Here is a 1,120-nt window from a genome sequence, read left to right as displayed (position 1 = left end):
CGAACAGGAGCAGAAGACCGTACGCCGCGACGGCCGACAGGAAGTCGGACCTGATCCGCCAGCCGATGGCGAGCCCGCACAGGGACAGGAGCGCGATGTTCATCGCGGTCGCGGCCAGGTCCGAGCTGGTACGGCCGATGATCACCGCGGTGCGAGAGATGGGCAGGGACCGGAACCGGTCCACGATGCCCTTCTCCATGTCGTAGGCGATGCCCACCGTGGTGTAGATGTTCACGAACACCGCGTTCTGGCCCAGCATGCCCGGGATCAGATACTCCGGGTACAGCGCGCCGAGCCCGCCGCCGATCACGAAGGCGAAGAGCACGACGAACATGATGGACGTGCACAGATGGGATATCAGGGCGCCGGGCTCGCGCCAGATGTGCAACAGATTGCGCCCGGTGATGATCGAGCCGCTGCGGGCGGCCTCCGTAATGCTGCTCACGACACCCTCTCGGGGACTCGGTCCCGGGACTCGGCGGACTCGGATGCGTCCGGTTCGGACTTGCCGGTCAGGGACAGGAACACGTCATCGAGCGTCGGCCGCTGCAGACCGATGTCGACCAGCTCGACGTCCCGGTCCTCCAACTGCCTGATGGCGGCGCCAAGTGCCTTGACGCCGGCGGCCACGGTGACCGACACCGTGCGCGCCATCTCCTCCACCGTCGGCGCGGCGGTACCGATCCCCGCAAGGACCTCCCGCACGGCGGCCACGCCCTCCGCGGTCGCCGCGACGGCGCGGATCTTGTCGGCGCCGACCTGCGCCTTGAGCCGGTCGGCGGTGTCGTTCGCGATGACCCGCCCGTGGTCGATGACGGCGATCGAGTCGGCCAGCTGATCGGCCTCTTCCAGGTACTGCGTGGTCAGCAGCACCGAGGTGCCGTCGCTGACCAACTCGCCCACCTGGTCCCAGGTGTCCAGGCGGCCACGCGGGTCGAGGCCCGTCGTGGGCTCGTCGAGCACCATCACGGCGGGTTCGCCGACGAGCGCGCACGCCAGGTCGAGACGGCGTCGCATGCCGCCCGAGTACTTCTTGGGAGGCCGGCCCGCCGCCTCCTTCAGGCCGAAACGGTCGATGAGGTGCTTGGCACGGTCGCGGGCGGCGGACTTGGACATGCCG

At 69.1% G+C, this 1,120-nt stretch carries 2 protein-coding genes; both read right to left on the bottom strand.

The genetic code is table 11. From position 1 onward, the window contains the following. On the bottom strand, positions 1-445 hold a 445-nt coding region (locus ACZ5CR_RS46730), incomplete at its 3' end, for an ABC transporter permease (RefSeq protein WP_468870138.1). Continuing rightward, the coding region (locus ACZ5CR_RS46725) for an ATP-binding cassette domain-containing protein (protein WP_468870136.1) at positions 442-1,120 on the bottom strand (679 nt) is incomplete at its 5' end. The genes ACZ5CR_RS46725 and ACZ5CR_RS46730, both read right to left, overlap by 4 nt.

This window comes from Streptomyces sp. NPDC031274, from assembly GCF_055570235.1.
This window is presented reverse-complemented; position numbering and strand designations above follow the sequence as displayed.